Origin of the sequence: Nocardia asiatica NBRC 100129 (assembly GCF_000308415.1) — a bacterium.
GTDB classification, from domain to species: domain Bacteria; phylum Actinomycetota; class Actinomycetes; order Mycobacteriales; family Mycobacteriaceae; genus Nocardia; species Nocardia asiatica.
Genome location: NZ_BAFS01000202.1, coordinates 1 through 5,234, shown reverse-complemented (window position 1 = coordinate 5,234; position 5,234 = coordinate 1). Strand labels below are relative to the sequence as shown.

The following is a 5,234-nucleotide window of genomic DNA, read 5'->3' as shown; positions in this document are numbered from 1 at the left end:
TGCCGATCTCCGGGCGCCACGAGACCGCGGTCCGGACGCTGGCCGGTGAACTCGCCGAGGCGCTGGACCGGTATCCCGCCGACGCGGTGACCGCGGCCGCTTGGACCAGGCGCGCCCACCACCCCCTGCGGGCCGGCTTCGCCTACGACGACGCCGACGACCTGCGCGGCCAGCTGCGGGCCTTCGCCTCGGGTGCGGGGCGGGCCCCGTCCCGGGTCATCGGCGACGGCGCGGTGGAGCCGGTGTTCGTCTTCAGCGGAATGGGGCCGCAGTGGTGGGGTATGGGTCGCGAGCTGCTCACCACCGACTGCACGTTCGCCGAGGTCGCCAGGGAGATCGACCGTGAGTTCGTCTCCATCGCGGGCTGGTCGATCCTGGACGAGATGCTCGCCGAGGAGGCCGAATCCCGGATCGGGCGCACCGCGTTCGCGCAGCCGGCCAACTTCCTGTTGCAGGCCGCACTGACCGCCGAGCTGGCCGAATACGGCGTGTATCCGGCGGTGGTGGTCGGCCACAGCGTCGGCGAGGTCACCGCCGCGTACGTGTCCGGAGCGCTGTCGCTGCGGGACGCGCTCACCGTCAGCTATCACCGCGCCCGGCTGCAGGCGACCACGGCGGGCACCGGCGGCATGCTGGCCATCGGCATGTCCGAGGAGCAGGCGCGCGAATTGCTCGCCCGCGCCGACAGCATCTCGATCGCCGCGGTGAACAGCCCCGGCGCGGTCACCCTCGCCGGCGACAGCGCCGACCTGGAACTGCTGCGCGACACCCTGTCGGCCACCGGCACGTTCGCGCGCAGCCTGCGGGTCGAGGTGCCCTACCACAGCCATCTGATGGACCCGATCCTCGACGAGCTGCGCGGCGCATTGGCCCAGCTCGCGCCGCGGGACGCGAAACTCGCCACGTACTCCACGGTGACCGCGGCCGAGATCGCGGGCACGGACTGGGACGCGGACCACTGGTGCCGCAACGTGCGGGAGCCGGTCCGTTTCGCCGACGCCATCGGCGCGCTGGTCGACGCCGGGCACCGGGTCTTCCTCGAGGTGGGGCCGCACCCGGTGCTCAGCGGCAACATCCGCGAGATGCTGATCCATCGCGGGGTGATCGGCGCCGCGGTGACCACGCTCTCGCGGGATCTGCGCGACCGCAACAACGTGCTGCGCGCCGTCGCGGACCTGTACGTCGCCGGCTCGCTCGACGGCCAGTCGGTGCCGGGCCGTCCGGACTCGATCGTCGAGCACCTGGATCTGCCCGCCTACCCGTGGCAGCGCAAACGGGTCTGGCACGACGAGCCGGTCACCCTGCTCGATCGCCTCGGCGCCCCGGACAGTTACGCGCTGCTGGGCGACCCGACGACGGCGGCGAACTCGGAATGGCAGGTGCAGCTGTCGGTTTCGCGGCTGCCCTGGCTGCGCGACCACGTCGTGGCGGGGCATGTCGTACTGCCGGGCGCGGCCTACCTCGACGCCGCGCTCAGCGCCGCCGTGCAGCGCACCGGACGCACGAGTGTGGGCCTGGAGTCGGTGGAATTCGTCGCGCCGCTGGTGATCGACGAGCACGACGTCCCGGTGCTGCGGGTGAGCGTCGAGGAGTCGACCAAACGCTTCCGGATCCACTCCCGCTCGGCCACCTCCGCCACCTGGACGCTCAACGCGCACGGCAGGCTCATCGAAGCCGACTTCACCGCCGCCGTCGCCGATCTCGGCGCCCCGGAGCACGCCGCCGTCGTCGCGGGCGCCGATCTGTATCGCGGCCTGGCCACTCGCGGACTCGACTACGGGCCTGCCTTTCAGCGCATCGTCTCGGCTGTCGTCGGCGCGGACGCGGTGGTCGCCTCGCTCGCGCCGGTGGAGGAGGCCGCCCCGGCCCGGCACCTGGCCCACCCGGCGCTGGTCGACGCCGCGCTGCAGTGTGTCGCCGCGCTGGCCGCGGACTCCGGCAGCGACGTGGCCATCGTGCCCGCCGCCATCGCCGGGGTGCGCAGGCTGAGCGCGCTGCCGCAGCGTCCGCGGGTGGTCGTGACCCGGCGCGGCGTGGATCCGCTGCGCGCCGACATCGCGATCGTCGGCGAACACGGCGAGGTGGCCATGCGGCTGCTGGGTGTCGAGTTCCGGCCGGTCAGCGCGGCGGTGGAGGTCACCCATCAGCTCGAACGCGTCTTCTATCAGCCGATCTGGGAGAGGGTCGAGGCGCAGGCAGGCGAGCGTCCCGCCGAGGACGAGGTGGTGATCGCCGTCGTCGTCGGAGCCGACGCGGCCGACCGGGCGGCGGCGCTGCTGGGCGACCGCGTCAACGTGAGCGTCGTGCTCGATGATCCCGAGGACGGCGACAACGACGAACGCCTCCGGCTGGCGCTGCGCACATCGGAGGACGCCCCGATCGCCGAACGGATCCGAGTGGTCGGCGTTTTCGGCGAGGCGTTCGACGCGGCGCGCAATGTCTACTGGCTCGCACGCCTGGCGAACGCCGTCGAGCACCTGCTCGCCGACGCACCGCAGGTTCGCGTCCACGGCGTCGTCGTCACCGAGCACGCCCTGTGCACGCCCGCCGACACCGCCGCACGGGTGTCGCACGGCGCGCTCGCCGGTGCGCGGCGCGCCCTGCTCAACGAACAGCCGGCCGCCCGCTGGCGGCTGGTCGACGCCGAAACGGGTGCCGAAACGTCGCTCGCCGCACTCGTCTTCGCCGACGACGTGCCCGACGAGATCGGTGTGCGCGGCGCCGACCACTGGGCGGTGCGCCTGGACCGGAACTTCGCCCAGCACCTCGAGGAGCGCAACCGCGCCACACCGCTGTCGGACCCGGACGCCTCGTTCGTGGTGGAGATTCCCAAGTCCCGGTTGCTGTCGGACCTGGCACTGCGCGAGGCCGATCGGGTGGCCCCTGGCCCGGGCGAGGTCGAACTCCGGATGGAGACGGCGGGGCTCAACTACAAGGACGCGATGAAGGTCATCGGCGTGCTCACCGAGAAGGAACTCGCGGGCACCTATTTCGGCACGACGGTCGGGATGGAGGGCTCCGGCGTCGTCGTGCGCGTCGGGTCCGGCGTCACCGACGTCGCGGTCGGTGACCGGATGATGGTGTGCGCCCGCGATATCCTGCGCAAATACGTCACCATGCCGGTCGACGCGGGCGCGACACTGCCGCACCGGCTGCTGCCCGGCGAGGTCTACGACCCCCTCACCTGCGGGTCCGGCCTGCCTTTCCTCACCGCGGAGTTCGGATTGCGGACGCTGGCGCGGCTGCGGCCCGCGGAGACCGTCCTCGTGCACGGCGCGGCGGGCGGCATGGGCATGGCCGCGGTGCAGGTCGCGCTGAACATCGGCGCCACGGTGATCGCCACGGCGGGCACGCCCGAGCGGCGCGCGCGGGTGCGCGGGCTCGGTGCGCAGCACGTGCTGAATTCCCGCTCGGCCGACTTCGTCGACGAAATCGCCGAGCTCACCGGCGGACGCGGCGTCGACGTCGTCTACAGTTCGGCTCCCGGTGAGATCCTGCGGCAGAACTTCCGGGTCGCCGCGGAATTCGGCCGCGTCGTGGACATCGGCAAGGCCGACATCTACACCGGCGGAGTCATCGATCTGGGCCCCTTCGACCGCAACCTCACGTTCTTCGCCGTCGACATGGACCGGGCGCTGGCCCACGACCCCGAACTGCTGCGCACGCCGATGCGGGCCAGCCACGCGGCATTGCGCGCGGGCACCTATCGGTACCTGCCCTACACGGCCTACCCGGTGTCGGAGCTGGCCGCGGCGTTCGAATCCGTCGCGCGCTCCGACCAGATCGGCCGGGTCGTGCTCGATCTGCGCGAACCCCAGCCGATGGTGCGCCCGAAGCTCGCCCACCCGCGCATCGACCCGGACGGCTGCTATCTGGTGACCGGTGGATTCGGCGGCTTCGGCCTGGCCACCGCCCGCTGGCTGGTCGCCGAAGGCGCGCGAAAGCTGGTCTTGGCCGGGCGCGGCGGCGCGTCCACTCCGCAGGCCCTGGCGCAGGTCGCGGCGTTCACCGCGGCGGGCGTCGAGGTGGTCGAGGAACGCGTGGACATCGCCGACTACGCCGCGACAGCCGCCCTCGTGGGCCGCATCCGGTCGTTCGCGCCGCTGCGCGGCATCTTCCACGCCGCTGGGGTGGTGAACAACCTGCCCATCCCCCAGATCACGCCCGAGTCGCTGGACGAGCTGTTCGCCAAAGTTCGCGGGGCGCAGCACCTGGACCGCGCGGTGGACGCGGCGGGTATCGAGCTGGACATGTTCGTGCTGTACTCCTCGATCAGCGCGCTGGGCTGCATCACACCGCAGATCGGGTATGCCGCCGCCAACGCCGCGCTGGACGCCCTCGCCGCCGACCGGCGCGCCCGCGGCGCCACCGCGCTCGCGGTGAACTGGGGTTTCCTCAGCGGCGGCGGCATGGCCGACAAGACCGAGGCGCTGGTCGACTACGTGAAGTCGATCGGCTTCCTGCCCATCGACATGGATCGGGCGACCGTCCTGCTGCGGGAGTGCCTGGCCCTCGACACCGCTCAGGTCGCGGTGGCCGATATCGACTGGACGGTGTGGTCGCGGGTGGCGCGCCCGTCCACCGACACCCACCGCTTCCGCGGATTGCTCGCCGACATCGGCGTCGGCGGCGAGGCCGGCGGCACGCTGCGCGCCGAAATCCTCACCCTGCCCACCGAACAGCGCGTGGACTTCGTGGCCCAGCGCCTCGCCGATCAGCTCGCGGTGGTGCTCGGCGTGGAGACCGACGCCATCAATATCGACGAGCCGGTCACCGACCTCGGCATGGACTCGCTCATGGCGATGGAGTTCGGCGCCCGCACGGAGAAGGAGCTCGACGTCAAGATCTCCGCGCTCGAACTCAGCCGGGGCCTGTCGCTGCGCGGCATCGGCGCCAAGGTGGTCGGGCAGTTCGCCGAGGCCGGCGACGCGCGGGCCGCGGCATGAAAGGAACCGACATGTCCACCGAGCTGATCGCCTACGCCGATATCGACGCCGTCCTGGGCCACCGGGACGGGCGGTTCTTCGGCGAGGGATACAAACGGATCACCCACCGCGTCTTCGACATCACCCTCGACCGCGGCGCGCAGGACCTGCCACGGCTGACTGCGACGGCGGGGGTGCACTATCCGCTGGACTGGTCACGCAAGAGCACCCGGGTGCTGGTCCCGCACGTGAGCAGCATCGACTGCGCGATCTTCGGCTACCGGCTGCTCGAGGTGATCCTGCGCGAGT

General features: G+C 72.0%; 2 protein-coding genes. Both read left to right on the top strand.

All coding sequences use genetic code 11. From position 1 onward, the window contains the following. A partial coding sequence (locus ON27_RS19705) for an SDR family NAD(P)-dependent oxidoreductase (protein ID WP_043729500.1) occupies nucleotides 1-4,946 on the top strand: 4,946 nt, incomplete at its 5' end. An 11-nt stretch (nucleotides 4,947-4,957) separates the two neighbouring features. Then, a partial coding sequence (locus ON27_RS19700) for an AvrD family protein (RefSeq protein WP_245560015.1) occupies nucleotides 4,958-5,234 on the top strand: 277 nt, incomplete at its 3' end.